General features: G+C 59.8%; 13 protein-coding genes. 12 read left to right on the top strand and 1 reads right to left on the bottom strand.

Annotated elements, in window-relative coordinates; genetic code table 11:
* The first annotated feature begins 152 nt into the window (after positions 1-152).
* The 11 genes from J7E24_RS06565 (at position 153) to J7E24_RS06515 (ending at position 10,011) form a co-directional block, all read left to right on the top strand.
* Positions 153-938: a PASTA domain-containing protein gene (locus tag J7E24_RS06565; protein ID WP_215136378.1), complete on the top strand. Its 786-nt coding sequence runs from the start codon at positions 153-155 to the stop codon at positions 936-938.
* 223 nt (positions 939-1,161) lie between these two features.
* On the top strand, positions 1,162-3,030 hold the full coding sequence (locus J7E24_RS06560) for a hypothetical protein (RefSeq protein ID WP_215136376.1): 1,869 nt from the start codon (positions 1,162-1,164) through the stop codon (positions 3,028-3,030).
* A 123-nt stretch (positions 3,031-3,153) separates the two neighbouring features.
* Positions 3,154-3,453 carry a rhodanese-like domain-containing protein gene (locus tag J7E24_RS06555; protein ID WP_215136374.1) on the top strand — a complete coding sequence of 100 codons (300 nt, stop codon included), beginning with the start codon at positions 3,154-3,156 and terminating at the stop codon, positions 3,451-3,453.
* A gap of 133 nt (positions 3,454-3,586) precedes the next feature.
* Positions 3,587-4,048, top strand: a complete 462-nt coding sequence (locus J7E24_RS06550; protein ID WP_215136372.1) for a MarR family winged helix-turn-helix transcriptional regulator — start codon at positions 3,587-3,589, stop codon at positions 4,046-4,048.
* Between the two features lie 27 nt (positions 4,049-4,075).
* The gene (locus J7E24_RS06545; protein ID WP_215136370.1) at positions 4,076-4,516 is read left to right on the top strand and encodes an organic hydroperoxide resistance protein; all 441 of its coding nucleotides are present in this window, start codon (positions 4,076-4,078) and stop codon (positions 4,514-4,516) included.
* A 99-nt stretch (positions 4,517-4,615) separates the two neighbouring features.
* Entirely contained in the window at positions 4,616-5,611 is a 996-nt protein-coding gene (locus tag J7E24_RS06540; RefSeq protein WP_215136368.1) for an NADP-dependent oxidoreductase, read from the top strand.
* Positions 5,612-5,758: 147 nt separating this feature from the next.
* Positions 5,759-6,439: a type 1 glutamine amidotransferase domain-containing protein gene (locus J7E24_RS06535; protein WP_215136366.1), complete on the top strand. Its 681-nt coding sequence runs from the start codon at positions 5,759-5,761 to the stop codon at positions 6,437-6,439.
* A gap of 146 nt (positions 6,440-6,585) precedes the next feature.
* Positions 6,586-6,816, top strand: a complete 231-nt coding sequence (locus J7E24_RS06530; protein ID WP_176900707.1) for a hypothetical protein — start codon at positions 6,586-6,588, stop codon at positions 6,814-6,816.
* 88 nt (positions 6,817-6,904) lie between these two features.
* The gene (locus J7E24_RS06525; RefSeq protein WP_215136364.1) at positions 6,905-7,507 is read left to right on the top strand and encodes a sce7726 family protein; all 603 of its coding nucleotides are present in this window, start codon (positions 6,905-6,907) and stop codon (positions 7,505-7,507) included.
* A 301-nt stretch (positions 7,508-7,808) separates the two neighbouring features.
* Positions 7,809-9,302 (top strand): SDR family oxidoreductase, encoded by a 1,494-nt coding sequence (locus J7E24_RS06520; protein ID WP_215136362.1) that lies wholly within the window; start codon positions 7,809-7,811, stop codon positions 9,300-9,302.
* A gap of 478 nt (positions 9,303-9,780) precedes the next feature.
* Entirely contained in the window at positions 9,781-10,011 is a 231-nt protein-coding gene (locus tag J7E24_RS06515; protein ID WP_215136361.1) for a hypothetical protein, read from the top strand.
* A gap of 82 nt (positions 10,012-10,093) precedes the next feature.
* Here J7E24_RS06515 and katG read toward each other — a convergent pair whose 3' ends face one another.
* Positions 10,094-12,307 carry a catalase/peroxidase HPI gene (gene katG / locus J7E24_RS06510; RefSeq protein ID WP_215136602.1) on the bottom strand — a complete coding sequence of 738 codons (2,214 nt, stop codon included), beginning with the start codon at positions 12,305-12,307 and terminating at the stop codon, positions 10,094-10,096.
* A 768-nt stretch (positions 12,308-13,075) separates the two neighbouring features.
* Between katG and J7E24_RS06505 the strand changes: the two genes are divergently transcribed.
* A complete protein-coding gene (locus J7E24_RS06505; protein ID WP_215136359.1) occupies positions 13,076-13,423 on the top strand; it encodes a hypothetical protein in 348 nt (115 codons plus the stop codon).
* The last annotated feature ends 419 nt before the right edge of the window (positions 13,424-13,842 follow it).

Raw genomic sequence — 13,842 nt, 5'->3', positions numbered from 1 at the left:
CCCGCCGTTGAACGATTGTCGTGGAACGATTCCGTTAACACGGGGCGAACGGCGGGCGGGGACAAGCCCCGCCCCTACGCCGGGCTGCTTTGATCCGCCCCCGCGCCAATACCCTAACTTTGCCCTTCCAACTCCTAGCTTCTCCCTACTGAATGTCTTTCCTTCGCTCCGATACGCCAGCCGATTTAGTTAAGCATCTGCTCCTGATAGTGGTGCTCGTGGCGGCGCTGGTGTTCGGTTTTTTTCAGGTGTATCTGCCCATCACCACCAACCACGGCGAAACCATTGTGGTGCCTAAGGTTACGGGCATGAACCAGGCCGATTTGGAGGACTACCTCGACGAGCGGAACCTGGCTTATCTGGTTGATGACAGTACGTACAACGCCGGCATCAAGCCCGGCACGGTGCTGCAGCAGGAGCCCAAAGCGGGTGAGCAGGTGAAAGAAGGCCGCAAACTGTACGTCACGGTGTCGATGAAGAACCCGCCCGTCATCAAGATGCCCAAGCTCACCGACGGCTCGGTGAAAAATGCCCAGATGATTCTTAAGAGCTACGATCTGGTGGTCGGCCAGCTCAAGTTTGTGCCCAACATTCTCAAGGATGCTGTGCTGCGGCAGTCGGTGAACGGCAAGGAAATAGCAGCCGGCGACCCTATCACCAAAGGCACCCGCGTAGACCTGGAAGTGGGCGACGGGCTGGGCAACCAGGAGTTTCCGGTGCCCAACCTCGTGAACATGCCCGCCGATGAGGCCACCACGCTGCTCGTGGGCCAGGGCCTGCAGGTGGGCGAGATTTTCTATGAGCCTGCCTCCAACGGCGAGGCCGATGGCACGGTTACGCGCCAGCGCCCGGTACCCGGCCCCGGCACCACTATCCGCATGGGCCAGCTCGTGGACTTGTGGGTGGCCGGCACGGGCCCACTGAAAGGTGTGGACTAGCGCTGCTTAGCTGCATGAACGGGCACCGTTGAACGGTCACTTTTGGCGCTAAACTGCCTGTTCCTACGGCGGGCGGGGACAAGCCCCGCCCCTACATCGTTCGGCTGGCTCAAAGTTTTGGTAAGGTTCGTTGCACGACAGCGGACCTTACTTCGTTTATAGGGGTACTCCTGAGCCTGATGATTGGGTATTTTGCCTCGAAAACTGCTTTTCCTCTTTTGCTATGACGTATTGCTACCGTTTCGTATTGCTACTGCTGATGCTACTGCTGCCCTTTTTTGGATGGGCGCAGCTGCTGGGGCCGCTGGGCTCGGAGCCGGCCCACGCGCCGGCAAATGCGGCGGCGGCACGGCCGGCAGCGGTGCTGCCGCTGCCGTTTTTCGATGATTTTGCCCGCCAGCCGGAGGGCCGGCCCGATGCCCAACGCTGGGAGCCCACGGGCGGGGCGCTGATAAACAACCGCTACCCGCGCCGGCCTATTTCGCGCAACGTAGCCACCCTCGACGGCCTCAACGCCCTCGGCCGCCCCCGTGGCCCCATTGGGCGGGTAGGCGACGCCGACTCGCTCACTTCGCAGCCCATCGACCTGAGCGGATTGCTGCCCACCGACCGGGTGTACCTGAGCTTTTTCTGGCAGGCCGGCACCCGGCGCGGGCGGCCCGAGTCCGGCGGTACCCGGCCTGTTGCGCTGTACGTCGAGTTCAAGCGCGCGGGCACCAACGACATCTGGGATGAGGTGTGGCGCCTGAACAGCCCGGGCGATACGACCAATTTTCGGTTTAAAGCCCTGGCCATCGACAAAGCCGACTACCTGCACGGCGCCTTCCAGTTCCGGATTCGGACCAGCGGCTACCTCTTCAACGCCCGCGACGCCTGGAGTGTGGACTACGTGCGCCTCGACCGCAACCGCTCGGCTACCGACTCTACCTTCCGCGACATTGCCACCAGCCGCGCCCTGCCCAGCGCCCTGCGCCGCTACACGGCCATGCCGGTAGCCCAGTTCAATGCCAGCCCTACCCAGGAGCTAGCCCTGCGCACGGCCACCACGGCCAACAACCTCGACGCCGGCCCCGCCCCTACCCCCATCACCTGGCTGGGCCTGCTCGATGTGCTGCCTGACAACACTACGTCGATTTTTTTACGGGGCAATGCCTCGCTCGATGCCGGAATCCGGCAGGTCCCGATAGCCGGCAACCCCAGCACCGCCACCGTACCGCTTACGCCCGCCGCCAAGCAGCTACGCCAGCGGGTCGTGCTCATCACCAACGAAACCGACCCGCGCACACTAGCCAACGACACCGCCAGCCGCCGCACCGACCTGAGCGACTATTATGCCTATGATGATGGCACGGCCGAAGCCTCACTGAGCCTGGCTCCGGCCTCTACCGGCCCGCCCAGCTACTACGCCCTGCGCTTCGACCTCAACCAACCCGACCAGGTGCGGGCCCTGCGCCTGTATCCGGTGCTGGCCACGGCCGGCGGCCGCACACTTACGGCCGCCATCTGGGACGTGGTGGAAGGCAGTGGCCAGCCAATGGCCGAGCCCAAAGCCACCAAAACCTTTGTGGTGCCTCTCACGCTACCAGCCGACCGGCCCTATGTAGAGGTGGTGTTTGATGCGCCGGTGAAGGTAAGCGGCCGCTTTTTTGCCGGCTACGGCCAGGCTCCCACCACCCAGTTCGTGGAGTTTGGATACGACCTGAACAACGCTTCCCCGCCCGATTACCTGTATTTTGGTTCGCAGGGAGCTTGGCAAACATTCAACCCCGCCACCAACTACAGTCCTGCCGGTGCCCTGATGCTGCGGCCGCTGATGGGCGGCAGCGTGGTAACGGCCACGCCCGCCACCGAACTAGCCGCCCGCTACCGCCTTGCCCCCAACCCCAGCCCCGACGGCCGGGTGCAGGTGCCCGGCCCCTACCGCCACGCCACGGTGCTCGATGCCCTGGGCCGGGTGGTATGGCAGCAGCCGGCCGCCGAAGCCGGTCGCGCCGAGCTGCGGCTGCCGCTACCGGCCGGGCTGTACTTCGTGCGCCTGCTGCTGCCCAATGGCCAGTGGCTGACGCAACGGCTGGCAATCGGGGCCCGGTAATTTTTCTGGCAATTTTTAAAACAGAGCCAGTGCAGATTGTCTGGCTTTTTTACTATTGTTGCGCTTACACTCTCACCGCCCTCCTTTCCAACCAGGGCTTTTCACTGATCTGCCTACTCTGCTATGACTGACATTACAGCCGTCGAACTGAAAGAACGCCTGACCCAAAATACTCCCCCCGTTATCATCGATGTCCGCGAAACCTGGGAAAACGAGGAAAACCGCATTCCTGGCAGCCGCAACATCCCGCTGGGCGACTTGCCCGGCAAGTTGCAGGAACTGGACGACCTGCACGACCAGGAAGTAGTGGTGCATTGCAAAGGAGGCAGCCGCTCGGCTGCCGCGAAGGCTTTTTTGCAACAACAGGGGTTCACCCAGGTGCGCAACCTGATTGGTGGCTTCCAGGCCTACGAAAAGGCCTGAAGCTACCCAAAACGCCTGGTGCCTGCTGTGCAAGTTAGTTGGCCAGAAACCGGCAGTGGTTTCTGGCCAACTGTTTTTACATATTAATTGCGCACGATTAAAACATACACAACCTTTCTCCGTTTACCTTACCATGACCGACCCAGCAGCCCCGCTTTCGCCCGATCCGTCCAACCCCATGCTGTTGCTCGAAAACCAGCTCTGCTTCCCGTTGTATGCCGCCTCCCGGATGCTGACGAAGGCCTACCAGCCGCTGCTACAGGAGTTGGGCCTCACGTATCCACAGTATCTGGTGCTGTTGCTGCTTTGGGAGCACAAGGAGCTAACGGTAAAGGAGATAGGCGAGCACCTGCTGCTTGACTCGGGCACTCTTACCCCTCTGCTGAAGCGCATGGAGCAGCGGAAGTGGCTCAGCCGCCGGCGTGCCGCCCACGACGAGCGTTCCGTTATCATCGAGCTGCTACCCGACGGCGAAGCCCTGCACGGACCTGCCTGCCGGGTTCCGGAGCAGATGCTGACTCGCCTCGGGATGCCAAACGAAGATTTTCTGGCTTTGCGTAGCCAACTCAACAACCTGCTTATTCGGCTGCAGTAGCCTTTTCTTTTCATTTCACCTTTTCTTATGAAACTTACCAACAAAGTATTCACGGCCCAGGCCAAAGCCAAAGGCGGCCGCGACGGTGCCATCAGCACCAGCAACGACGTGCTGAACCTGACGCTGAGCACCCCCAAGGAAATGGGCGGCCCCGGCAAAGCCGGTGCCACCAACCCCGAGCAGCTGTTCGCGGCCGGTTACGCCGCCTGCTTCGAGGGGGCGCTGGGCGTAGCTGCCCGCCAGGCCGGTGTGAAGCTGCAGGACGTGACGGTGGAAGCCCTCATCGGTTTCGGCCAGGCCGAAGACGGCGGGTACGGCATTTCGGCCGATCTGCACGTAAACCTGCCGGGCTTCTCGCAGGGCCAGGCCGAGCAGTTGGTAGAGGCTGCCCACGGCATCTGCCCCTATTCGCGCGCCACCAAAGGCAACATCGAAGTCAACCTGACGACCACGACCAACGCGGCTTAGTCGGGCAGTAGCCTATTAAGAGAACGTGTTGCGCTGGCTATGCCCGGCCGCACGTTCTCTTTCTCATTTACCCCCACTCACTTAAAAACCGATTCTGCTATGAAAACCAGCACCATTCTTCTCGCCAGCCGCCCCCAGGGCGAGCCTACCGAAGCCCAGTTCAAGTTTGAAACCCGCGAACTGCCCGCCCTTAACAGCGGCGAAGTGCTCCTAAAAACCCGCTACGTAAGCGTCGACCCCTACATGCGGGGCCGGATGAGCAGTGCCAAATCGTATGTGGCGCCGTTTGAGGTGGGCGAGCCGATTGCCGGGGGCGTGGTGGCAGAGGTAATGGAAAGTCAGGCCGACCAGTTGCCGGTAGGCAGTCTGGTGGTAGGCAACCTGCCCTGGCAGGAATACAGCGTGGCTCCGGCTCAAAGCCTGCAACAGATACCCGCCGACCAGGCCCCCATCAGCTACTACCTCGGCCTGCTGGGCATGACGGGCCTGACCGCCTACTTCGGGCTGCTCGACATCTGTGAGCCCAAGCCGGGCGAAACGGTGGTAGTATCGGGCGCGGCCGGCGCGGTAGGGATGGTAGTAGGCCAGCTGGCCAAAATTAAAGGCGCCCAAGTAATTGGCACGGCCGGCACCGACGAGAAAGTGGCGTATTTGAAGGAACTAGGCTTCGATGAGGCCATCAACTACAAAACCGCCGACGTGCCCGCCGCGCTGGCCGCTGCCGCGCCCAACGGCGTGGATTGCTACTTCGACAACGTGGGCGGCCCCATCACCGACGCCGTGTACGACCTGCTCAACAAGCACGCCCGGATTGCCGTCTGTGGTCAGATTTCGATGTACAACGCCACCGAAGTGCCTATGGGCCCACGGCCCGAAGGCAAGCTGCTTAAAACCAGCACCAAGCTCCAGGGCTTTATCGTGAGCGACTATCTCAGCCGCTGGCCCGAGGGCGTAAAGCAGCTGGGCGAGTGGTACGGCCAGGGCAAATTGCAGTTCGAGGAAACCGTAACCGAAGGCTTCGACCAGATTCCGGCCGCGTTCCTGGGCCTGTTCCAGGGCGATAATACCGGCAAAGCCGTGGTGAAGGTGGCCTAGCTCAACTCCAACCATTTCCGGCAGCTTGTAGCAGGCCAGATTGTGCCCGTATTGGCCGAGTGCAAAGTTTTGCGCTACGAGCAAGCCGCCACGCTGTAGCGTTTTGGGCCGCTGCTCTTTTTTCTCTTACTCCTAAAAACGACTTCCATGAAAATTCTACTGGTGCTTACTTCGCACGATACACTTGGCAACACGGGCGAAAAAACCGGTTTCTGGCTCGAAGAATTTGCGGCTCCTTATTACGTATTCAAAGATGCCGGCGCAACGCTGACCGTGGCCTCGCCCAAAGGCGGCCAGCCACCCCTCGACCCTAAAAGCGACGACCCCGGCGCCCAGACCGACGCTACCAAACGCTTTAAAGCCGACGACGAGGCCCAGAAGGTGCTGGCTTCGACCGTGAAGCTCGATTCGGTTTCGGGAGCTGACTACGATGCCGTGTTTTACCCCGGTGGCCACGGCCCGCTCTGGGATTTGGCCGAGGACAAAAAGTCTATCGAGCTGATTGAAACGATGTATGCCGCCGGTAAGCCCGTAGCAGCCGTATGCCATGCCCCCGGCGTGCTGCGCCATACCAAAGCCGCCAATGGCGAGCCACTGGTGAAAGGCAAATCGGTAGCTGGCTTCACGAACTCCGAAGAGGAAGCCGTGCAGCTGACCAACGTGGTGCCTTTCCTGGTAGAAGATATGCTAAAGGAAAACGGCGGCAACTACTCGAAAGGCCCCGATTGGGCACCGTACGTAACCCAGGCCGGCAACCTCATTACGGGCCAGAACCCGGCCTCGTCGGAGCCGGCCGCCGAAGCACTGCTTCAGTTACTCAAGAAATAAGCGGCGGCTTTTGCAACTATTTACGGCCCTGCCTGCTCCTGTCGGAGCAGGCAGGGCCGTTTTTTTTGTGGCAGCCGTAGGGTAATGGCACAACATAACTGCGCGCATCTTTCTATATTTCCTCCTCGTACCCGTCCTTCTGAGCTATGAGTAAAATTCTGGAAGAAATTGATCAGGCCCTGGCCACCTTCGATGCCGGCCTTGGCCGGCCGGTGGCCATCGAGCTGGGCGAACGGAAATACACCCAACTGGTACTCGATGTAGCCCACCTCTACGAAAACGACGGCCTCACCCACAACACCGGCCGGCCCCTGGCTTACAAAGGCCTCGAGATTTTGTGCGACGACACCCACCGCGACCGGGTACGTGTAATTTAGTTTTGAGCCGCAAGCTTTCAGCCGCAAGCTACAAGCTGATGTTGAACGTCAGCTTGTAGCTTGCGGCTGAAAGCTTGTAGCCCCCCGAATGAACGACGCGGATATCCGCCCTTTGCTGTACCCGCTGCTGACGGGCGGCGTGTATATTGACGAGCTGCCCACCGGCACCACCCGCGCCGACGTTGTGCACATTACCGAGCAGTTTATGCACGGCTACGAGCTGAAAGGCGACGCCGACACGCTGCAACGGGTACCCCGGCAACTGCCCTGTTACGGCCGGGCCTACGATTTCGTCACGTTTGTCGTCACCGAGAAGCACCTGGCCAAACTGCTGCCGCTGCTACCCGAGTGGGTGGGCGTGCTGGTAGCTTCGCCGGCCGGCTTGCAGGTGTACCGGCCGGCCGAGTACAACGCCACCGTCGAGCGGCCCGCCGTAGCCGGGTTGCTGCGCGTCTCCGAAATCAAGCAGTTTCTGCTGGCCCAGGGCCTGCCGGGCATCAGCGTTTTGCGCCGCCGCGATATTCTCAGCTTCCTGCGCACTACCCGGCTCGTTTCGCTCGCCGACCTCGCCCACTTCGTCCGCCGCCAGTTGCTGAGCCGCTACGAAGAGCGCCTGCTGCTACGCGCCGAACGCAAAGCCGAGCGCGACCGGGCAGCCAGCAGGCGCAAGCGGCGGCCGAAACACAAGTAGTGTGAGAAGTAAGAAGCGGTACGGGAATGGGCGGTAGTAGAAAACCGGTCATTCTGAGCGAAGGCGCAGCCGCAGTCGAAGCATCTCTACCGCTTCGTAATGTCGATTCAAACGAAGCGGTAGAGATTCTTCGACTGCGGCTGCGCCTTCGCTCAGAATGACGTTCTATCACCTCTCACGTCCTACCCATAACCTCTCCCCTACATATGCAGTTGAATGAGTGAGGCGCCGGCGCGTAGCTCCACCCTCGGCTGTCGGCCCGGAAGCTAACAGCTAACAGCCCTCCGCTAACAGCTCGAAAATGCACATTCTCCTTACCGGGGCTACCGGCTACATTGGCCAGCGCTTGCTGCCGCTGCTCATCGAGGCGGGCCACCACGTTACCTGCCTCGTGCGCGACGCTCGGCGCTTCGAGTTTCCGGAGCGGCTGCGCGCCAACATTACGGTGGCCGAGGGCGACCTGCTACGGCCTGATTCGCTGGCCGATTTGCCCCTCGATATTGAGGCGGCCTACTACCTGGTGCACTCAATGAGCGGGCACGATAAGGATTTTTTTCGGCTGGAGCAACTCTCGGCCCTGCACTTCGGCCGCTACCTGAGCCGCACCAGCTGCCGGCAGGTCATCTACCTGTCGGGCATTGCCAACGACCGGGCGCTGAGCGTCCATCTCCGCTCTCGCAAAGCCGTGGAAAAGGTACTAAGCAAGGTCCAGACCGCCCAGCTGACAGTGCTGCGGGCTAGCATTATCATCGGCTCGGGTTCGGCTTCCTTCGAGATTATCCGGGATTTGGTCGAGAAACTGCCCGTCATGGTAACGCCGCGCTGGCTTAACTCGCGCTGCCAGCCCATCGGCATCCGCGACGTGATGTTTTACCTGATGCAGGTGCTCAACAACCCCGCCTGCCTCGGCCGCTCGTTCGATATCGGCGGGCCCGACGTGCTCACCTACCGGCAGATGCTGCTGGGGCTGGCCCACGCCCGGGGCCTGAAGCGCTACATCGTTACGGTGCCCGTGCTCACGCCCCGGCTCTCGTCGTGGTGGCTGTACTTGGTCACGAGCACCACGTTTTCGCTGGCCCAGAGCCTAGTCGAGAGCCTGCGCAACGACACCGTGGCCGACCCCGCCCGCAGCATCGACGCCGTGGTGCCGCACGCGTGCATGAGCTACGACGCGGCCGTGCGGCTGGCTTTCCAGCGCATCGAGCAGAACGAGGTGGTGAGCAGCTGGAGCGACGCGCTGAGCAGCGGCGTGATGGAAAAGCAGTTCATGGACCATATCCAGATGCCCCAGTTCGGTTTGTTCCGCGACCGGCAAACCCTATCGTTCACGCGCCCGCCCCAGCAGGTACTGCAAAACGTGTGGAGCATTGGCGGCGAGCGGGGCTGGTACAAGGTCGATTGGCTCTGGCGCATCCGGGGCCTGCTCGATAAGCTGGCCGGCGGCGTGGGGCTGCGCCGGGGCCGCCGCTCGCCCACCGACCTGCGCGCCGGCGACCCGCTCGATTTCTGGCGCGTGCTGGTCGCCGACCGCGCCAACGGCCGCCTGCTGCTCTATGCCGAAATGAAGCTCCCCGGCGAAGCCTGGCTGCAGTTCCGCATCCTGCCCAACGACGACGGCACCCACACGTTGGAACAACTGGCCGCCTTCCGCCCCCACGGTTTGGCTGGCCGGCTCTACTGGTACGCTATGGTTCCTTTCCACTCCGTCATCTTTAAGGGCATGATTGAGAACATCGTGCACTACGGTGGGGCAAGACCAAGACAAGAGGCTCTACTATCCCAAAGTGGCGCCTGAAATAAAGCATGATAGCGCATTGTACGGCCTCGGAAATTACGCTAGCTTGGTGGCCGCAACCGCTTTCCCAGCTATGAAACTATCTGCTATTCATTTAGGATGCCTATTCGCACTCGGCTTGTTGTTACCGGCGGCGGCTCAAGCTCAACCCCCGGCAGTTCCGGCCGAAACAAGGTTGGCTACTACCGTATTTGCCAGCCTGGGGCGCGGTTTCTATACCAACCACGGTTGGCCTGGAACTTTAGCCACAGTCGGGCTTAATAGGTCCCTGTCTGAGCACTCATTACTGAGCTTTCAGCCCCAGATAGGTTTTTTTCGGGCCGATAGCCAAGACCGGGAGCCAGATAAAAGTCCCGGCGAAAAGTACGCAGTCGGTTTACTAGATGCCGCTTTGTCCGTGCGCACCTCCCGATACCCCGGCCGGCCGGCTTTATGCTTCGCCCTAGGTCCGGGTTTAGTGGCGGGCAGGACGACCACCTTGGAGCGCTATCCGGGCCAGTACCTTAACCCCGATGGTACGGTAACCGTCCTGACCGCTCCACAGTACGAAACCACCCGCCTGTTGAAGCCCACCTTGTATTGGAGCTTGGGGCTGGATGCAACTATCGAACGCCTCTACGTACAAGCTGGCATCGAAAGCCGCACCTACCAACTGCTGCCCGGCGACCTACTCAGCGCCCATTTGCGGCTAGGCTATCGGTTGCGTTAATTCAACCGGAAGCGTTGGGCTGAAACTAAAAAAAGGGTGGCTCATTACTGGGCCACCCTTTTCAACTTAAAACGCAAGCGGCTTACCGATGTAAATCGAAGCGGTCGGCTTCCATTACTTTGCTCCAGGCGGCTACGAAGTCACGGATGAACTTGGGTTCGGCCTGGTGGGTGCCGTACACTTCGGCCACACCGCGCAGCTCCGAGTTCGAGCCGAAGATGAGGTCGACGCGGGTGCCGGTCCACTTTACTACGCCGGTTTTCCGGTCGCGGCCTTCGAAGAGCTGGTCTTCCTTGCTGGTGGCCTTCCAGGTGGTGCCCATGTCGAGCAGGTTCACGAAGTAGTCGTTGGTGAGCTGGCCGGGACGGTCGGTGAACACGCCGTTGCGCGAGGAGTCGAAGTTGGTATCGAGCACCCGCAGGCCACCGATGAGCACGGTCATTTCGGGGGCAGTCAGCGTCAGGAGCTGGGCCCGGTCGATGAGCATGGCTTCGGGTGAGGCCTCGTGGTTGAGCTTGAGGTAATTGCGGAAACCATCGGCGTGGGGTTCCAGCGCGGCAAACGACTGCACGTCGGTTTGCTCGGGCGTGGCATCGGTGCGGCCGGGCCGGAAGGGCACCTGCACGCCCTCGTGGCCCGCCAGGCGGGCGGCCTCCTCGATGCCGGCGTTACCGCCGAGCACGATCAGGTCGGCCAGCGATACGCGCTTACCGCCAGTCTGGCCGTCGTTGAACTCCTTCTGGATGCTTTCCAGCGTGTCGAGCACGGTGCTCAGCTCGCCGGGGTTGTTGGCTTCCCAGTACTTCTGGGGGGCCAGCCGCAAGCGGGCACCGTTGGCCCCGCCGCGCTTGTCGGAGCCGCGGAACGTGGAGGCCGAGGCCCAGGCCGTGCGCACCAGCTGGGGCACCGATACGGCCGAGGCCAGCAGCATGCCCTTGAGCTTGGCCACGTCGGTCTCGTCAATCTGCTCGTAATCGGCCACCGGCACCGGATCCTGCCAGAGTAGCTCCTCGGCGGGCACCTCGGGGCCCAGGTACCGCTCGATGGGGCCCATGTCGCGGTGGGTGAGCTTGAACCAGGCGCGCGAGAAGGCGTCGGCAAACTCCTCGTGGTTTTCGTGGAAGCGGCGCGAAATCTTTTCGTAAATCGGGTCTTCGCGGAGGGCAATATCGGCAGTAGTCATGAACGGCGCGTGCGACCGGCTGGGGTCGTGGGCATCGGGCACGGTGCCCGCGCCGCCGTTGTTTTTGGGCTGCCACTGGTGGGCACCGGCGGGGCTCTTGGTCAGCTCCCATTCAAACTCGAACAGGTGCTTGAAGTAGTCGTTGCTCCACTTGGCGGGCGTGGTGGTCCAGGCACCCTCCAGGCCGCTGGTAATGGTGTCTTCGGAGTGGCCTTTGCCAAACGAATTCAGCCAGCCCTTGCTCTGCTCGGCAATGCCAGCGGCGGCCGGCTCGTGCTCGATGTACTTGGCGGGGTCGGCGGCGCCGTGGGTTTTGCCAAAGGTGTGGCCGCCGGCAATCAGGGCTACAGTTTCCTCGTCGTTCATGGCCATGCGGCCAAAGGTTTCGCGGATGTCGCGGGCCGAGCCGAGCGGGTCGGGGTTGCCGTTGGGGCCTTCGGGGTTCACGTAGATAAGACCCATCTGCACGGCGGCCAGCGGGTTCTCGAGCTGCCGGTCGCCGCTGTAGCGCTTGTCGCCACCCAGCCACTCGCGCTCCGAGCCCCAGTAGATTTCGTCCAGCGGCTCCCACACATCGGCCCGGCCCCCGGCAAAACCGAAGGTGGGCAGGCCCATGGATTCGAGGGCGCAGTTGCCGGCCAGAATCATGAGGTCGGCCCAGGAAAGCTGGTTGCCGTATTTCTGCTTAACGGGCCACAGCAGCAGCCGGGCCTTGTCGAGGTTGGCGTTGTCGGGCCAGCTGTTGAGCGGGGCGAAGCGCTGCATGCCCGATCCGGCACCGCCGCGGCCGTCGGCAATGCGGTAGGTGCCGGCGCTGTGCCAGGCCATGCGGATAAAGAACGGGCCGTAGTGGCCGTAGTCGGCGGGCCACCAGTCCTGCGAGGTGGTCATCAGCTCGTACAGATCCTGCTTTACAGCCGGCAAATCGAGCTTGAGGAACTCCTCGGCGTAGTTGAAGTCGGGATCCATGGGGTTGGACAGGCCCGAGTGCTGGCGCAACACGTTCAGCCGAAGCTGGTTGGGCCACCAGTCGCGGTTGCGGGTGCCACCACCGGCCGCCTGGGTCATCGAACCGCCCGCAAACGGGCACTTGGCCACGGACGTATCGTTCATGAAGTACTCGGTGGTGTTATTCTCGGGGGCGCGCCCCTCTTGCTCGTGAGCCATAGTGATGAGGTTGATGAGTGGGAAGTCGGTGGTCGGTTTAGCGTTGCTTGCAGTCGGTTTCGGCCAGCTGCTACGGTGCTTTAAGAAGCTGCCGCCGCCGCTGCTTGTTGTCGGGGTCAAAGGTAGGTAACTCTTTCCAGATAAGAATCATTCTTATCTGGATAAGATTCGGGCCACTCAGCGTCCTTCCCTGTTCGGACCTAAGGAGTCTAAGCAACACCAGAGGCGCGCAGTTTCTGATGAAACGGTGTATACTTGAGGACCCGCTGAGGCGCGGTGGCGCTGCTGCTACTGTCAGCTACGCGCCACACCATCCTCCTCAATCGATAAGTTGAGATGCACCAAGTCAGAATTTCGTTTATCATACCGATTTAGATACGATAAACGAAAGTCACTTTCGTACTGGGGTGGGATTAGCGAAACTCACACCTTCGCTAACCCTAATGTTGTATGCAATTTAAAAAAAAACTAAGAGTTGATAATTGTCCTACCAATATTACTCTATCTGATAATCGTAATCATCTTGACTTGGATTGTAAAGTATTTTTTCAAGACAAGTGCTGAACCTGTTCGTAAAAGAATAAGAAGATGGATTATAGGTTCAGCAATAGTTCTATTTTTCCCAATAGGACTACTTTACATTTCCTACTTGTTTGGTATTGCACTTGACGACCATTATGATGTTAAAAAAGAGACATTTCTTTGGTATGCACTATGGATAATAAAACAATAACCGAGTTTCCAGTTTTAGGACTAATAGGAAATGTGACTTATAACAAAATCGGTGGAGACGGGCCTAATATCGCGACAGGTTGGGAAATTAAATATGAAAGCAGGGCTGACATTGAGACTTTAACAGAGAAATTTGTTGAATATCTAAAAAGTGATGGGTATGAATTAGAAGCAGTTCTTGAAACACAATTTTATTGGACAGGAAAGAACAAGAAAAATAAAACGAACAGACTCTACTCTGGCTCAAATGAAAAAGGTGAAAGTTTAGACTTATTGCTTCAAAGACAAAATAACGGATTGACAATAATAGAATGTTCAATTGTATATTAGAAATGAAAACTGCATACAACAGCACCTACCCAAAAGTGGCGGTTCAGTGGTTAAATCAAGCTTTGTGCTTCTATCAAAGTTTCTGCTTGGTTGACAGTGAAGTGCTTCGAAACCGCCACCTTCGGGTAGCTGCAAACCGTCGTTAGCAAAACAACACCACAAAAAAGCCTCTCCCGAAGCACAACGCTTCAGGAGAGGCTTTCAGTTTTAAGAGGCGGCTGTGGCTACATCTCGGCCAGCATTTTCCACCGGTCGTTGAGCTTGGCCAGCTCTTTTTTCACCTGCTCGAATTTAAGCGCGTTGTAAACCGAATTTACTACTAGCTCGCCACCCGGAAGGAGAGGATTCTGGTGACTAAACCCAAAGGCTGTGCTGTTGCCAAAGCATACTCATCAGGCTAGGAGCTGTTCTCAATTAAG

It is taken from the genome of Hymenobacter sp. ISL-91, assembly GCF_018613725.1.
Classification (GTDB): domain Bacteria; phylum Bacteroidota; class Bacteroidia; order Cytophagales; family Hymenobacteraceae; genus Hymenobacter.
Note: the sequence above shows the minus strand (reverse complement) of the source record. Positions and strands in the feature narration are given on the sequence as shown.

Bases quoted from the DNA above. Each gene is read 5' to 3' on its own strand.
- J7E24_RS06540 (WP_215136368.1), top strand. From the start codon at position 4,616: ATGAAAACCAGCACCATTCTTCTCGCCAGCCGCCCCCAGGGCGAGCCT.
- J7E24_RS06525 (WP_215136364.1), top strand. From the start codon at position 6,905: ATGAACGACGCGGATATCCGCCCTTTGCTGTACCCGCTGCTGACGGGC.
- J7E24_RS06555 (WP_215136374.1), top strand. From the start codon at position 3,154: ATGACTGACATTACAGCCGTCGAACTGAAAGAACGCCTGACCCAAAAT.
- J7E24_RS06545 (WP_215136370.1), top strand. From the start codon at position 4,076: ATGAAACTTACCAACAAAGTATTCACGGCCCAGGCCAAAGCCAAAGGC.
- J7E24_RS06535 (WP_215136366.1), top strand. From the start codon at position 5,759: ATGAAAATTCTACTGGTGCTTACTTCGCACGATACACTTGGCAACACG.
- J7E24_RS06560 (WP_215136376.1), top strand. From the start codon at position 1,162: ATGACGTATTGCTACCGTTTCGTATTGCTACTGCTGATGCTACTGCTG.
- J7E24_RS06520 (WP_215136362.1), top strand. From the start codon at position 7,809: ATGCACATTCTCCTTACCGGGGCTACCGGCTACATTGGCCAGCGCTTG.
- J7E24_RS06565 (WP_215136378.1), top strand. From the start codon at position 153: ATGTCTTTCCTTCGCTCCGATACGCCAGCCGATTTAGTTAAGCATCTG.
- katG (WP_215136602.1), bottom strand. From the start codon at position 12,307: ATGAACGATACGTCCGTGGCCAAGTGCCCGTTTGCGGGCGGTTCGATG.
- J7E24_RS06505 (WP_215136359.1), top strand. From the start codon at position 13,076: ATGGATAATAAAACAATAACCGAGTTTCCAGTTTTAGGACTAATAGGA.
- J7E24_RS06530 (WP_176900707.1), top strand. From the start codon at position 6,586: ATGAGTAAAATTCTGGAAGAAATTGATCAGGCCCTGGCCACCTTCGAT.
- J7E24_RS06550 (WP_215136372.1), top strand. From the start codon at position 3,587: ATGACCGACCCAGCAGCCCCGCTTTCGCCCGATCCGTCCAACCCCATG.